Annotated in this window: 3 protein-coding genes; all 3 read right to left on the bottom strand. The window is 48.8% G+C overall.

Annotated features, from left to right (window positions below):
* Positions 1 to 37 precede the first annotated feature (37 nt).
* Positions 38 to 1,192: a methionine adenosyltransferase gene (metK, locus tag AC3A8L_RS13080; protein ID WP_487962709.1), complete on the bottom strand. Its 1,155-nt coding sequence runs from the start codon at positions 1,190 to 1,192 to the stop codon at positions 38 to 40.
* 41 nt (positions 1,193 to 1,233) lie between these two features.
* Positions 1,234 to 2,214, bottom strand: a complete 981-nt coding sequence (locus tag AC3A8L_RS13075; RefSeq protein WP_487962708.1) for an ArsR/SmtB family transcription factor — start codon at positions 2,212 to 2,214, stop codon at positions 1,234 to 1,236.
* A gap of 118 nt (positions 2,215 to 2,332) precedes the next feature.
* Positions 2,333 to 2,614 carry a hypothetical protein gene (locus AC3A8L_RS13070; protein WP_487962707.1) on the bottom strand — a complete coding sequence of 94 codons (282 nt, stop codon included), beginning with the start codon at positions 2,612 to 2,614 and terminating at the stop codon, positions 2,333 to 2,335.
* Positions 2,615 to 2,812 lie beyond the last annotated feature (198 nt).

Raw genomic sequence — 2,812 nt, 5'->3', positions numbered from 1 at the left:
GGGGTGTGCCGCGCATTCAATGAATAGGCTTAATGGATTAAAGTGCCGCTTTTAATGCAGCGGCTTTATCGGTGGCTTCCCAGGTGAATTCGGGTAGCTCGCGGCCAAAGTGGCCATAAGCGGCTGTTGCGCGATAAATCGGGCGCAATAGGTCGAGCATTTCGATTAAGCCGCGCGGGCGCAAGTCAAAATGTTCGCGCACTAATTTTGCAATTTCGTTATCGCTTAATTTACCGGTACCAAAAGTATCGATAGATATAGACGTGGGCTCGGCAACGCCAATGGCGTAGCTTACTTGGATCTCGCATTTATCGGCTAAGCCAGCAGCAACGATGTTCTTTGCTACGTAACGGCCAGCGTAGGCGGCAGAGCGGTCGACCTTTGATGGATCTTTACCGCTGAATGCGCCGCCGCCGTGGCGAGCCATGCCACCGTAGGTATCAACAATAATTTTACGACCGGTTAAGCCGCAATCGCCTACCGGGCCACCAATAATAAATTGGCCGGTTGGGTTGATGTGGAATTGGGTGTCTTTGTGAAGCCATTCTGCCGGTAGAATAGGTTTGATGACCTCTTCCATAATGGCTTCTTTGATGGTGGCTTGCGAGACATCGGGTTCGTGCTGGGTCGATAATACAACGGCATCTACAGCAATGGGCTTGCCGTTTTCGTAACGCAACGTGACTTGGCTTTTGGCGTCTGGACGCAGCCAATTAAGCTTGCTGCTTTTACGCAAGTAAGCTTGTTTTTCCACTAAGCGGTGGGCATAAAAAATAGGTGCTGGCATGAGAACTTCGGTTTCGTTGGTTGCGTAACCAAACATTAAACCTTGATCGCCAGCGCCTAAGTCTTTATTAGCGGCTTCGTCTACGCCCATGGCGATATCGGCGCTTTGTTTACCGATAGCGTTTAACACTGCACAAGAAGCACCGTCGAATCCTACGGTGCTGCTGTTATAACCGATATCTAAAATAACTTGGCGGACAAGGTCTTCCAAGTCGACATAGGTACTGGTGCGTACTTCGCCGGCAATAATTGCCATTCCGGTTTTTACCAGTGTTTCCACGGCAACGCGTGCGTGTTTGTCTTCCGTTAAAATAGCATCCAAAACGGCATCGGAAATTTGGTCTGCCATTTTATCCGGGTGGCCTTCAGAAACAGATTCCGAAGTAAATACACTATAATCAGCCATGGTAATTCCTCAGCTTTAAGTTGAAAACATTGTTAAATAAGTTACTGTTTAATAAATTGTTGAATTTGAATTTGGAATCCGTTGCGCAGCGCAAAGTAAGTACTGTGCCCCGGTTTAAGTCCTGCTGCTGCAGCCCAGTTTTTTAAATCGTCAGTTTCAAAACCTAGCCATACATCCCCACACGCTTCGCGCGCCCATTCTTGTTGGTGGCTACACAGTTCGGTCACAATTAAAACGCCGTTGTGCGCCAATGCTTGGCTTACGTCAGCAATCACTTGGGCGGGTGACGGTGTGTGGTGTAAAACCATATTAATAATGGCGCAATCGAATGCGGGTTTGTCTTCTAAGCAACTGGTGTCGCCAAGGGTGAATTCGATATTGCTAAGAGACCGCGCACGCTTTTTTGCGCTGGCAAGCATTTGCGGGCTGTTATCGAGCGCCACCACTGTTTCGAATTGCGCTGCCAGTACTGTTAAAAACTCACCTTCGCCGGGGCCAACTTCTAATGCGTGGAGTTTGGTTGGCGTGGGTGATAGCTTTAGAATCTCGGCAACTTGGTTACCGTAAACATCAAAGCTGGCAATTAAGTCTTGTTGGGCCCTGAATTTATCGGCGTTTTCCAGAAAGAATTGATGTGATGTGTGGGTGCGTTCTTGCCATATAGTCGCCAGTGCATTTTCGAGCGCGCTTGTTAAGCCGATGTTATCGACTTGCTGGAAAATGGCGTTTTTGGCGGTCGCTAAAGAATCGGTATCGGCGACGTGGGCTCGGCGGTAAAAAATGGAGTTGCCTTCGCGCCTAGTGGTTACAAGGCCAGCGTTAGCGAGCACTTTTAAGTGGTGGCTAATACCAGATTGTTTTACGTCAAAGGCATGTGCCAGCTCTAATACCCCGTAAGAGTCACGCGCCAACACCTGTAAAACGCCAAGACGCAAGTCGTCACCGGCGGCTTTAAGCAGTGCCGCTAGGTCGCCTGTCATGTCGAGGGCGTTGGGTATGGGGGGAATTTTTGTCGCTTGCATGGGCGCAAGTGTAGCAGTGCGTCAAACCTATATCAAAATATTTTGATATAGGTTTCCGGTTAGACTGAGTCTGATTACCGTTGATACTCATTCTGAATGCCTTGTCGGCGTATCGGCACTAAGCGTTAGGGTGTAGCTGGAAGCTAAAATAATACAAAATTGCTAGCAATATCAGAAGGATAGCGGCTCCAGCGTAGAGCATCTTGCCCGCGTCGGAGGCCTGTTGCCAATGTAGTGCGCAATAAACTAGGGCGACGGGCGGTAGAAGGGCGGAAAGGGTGCCGAATGCGTAACGTTTGTTGCCTAGCGCTGTTAATAGCGCAAACAGCCAACCAATGAAAAACAAGCTAACGCCAATAGCGCCAAAAATAATGAGGAAGATTAATACTGTAGAGGTCATTGTGTACGCCGTGGGATGATCATTAGGCTTAGGATTATAAAGCCTTATCTGGCGCTGCCAATGTGTATTCGTCGTTTGATGCGCAGAACGTAAGGGGCGCTGAACTCAAGTACCGCTTCACAGGCTTATGCCTGCGAGGCGGACTTTAGGGGCGAGGTAATAATAGTTTATCCAATTAGGCGAAGAGATCGGCTTTCT

This window comes from Marinagarivorans sp. (assembly GCF_982758155.1).
This window is presented reverse-complemented; position numbering and strand designations above follow the sequence as displayed.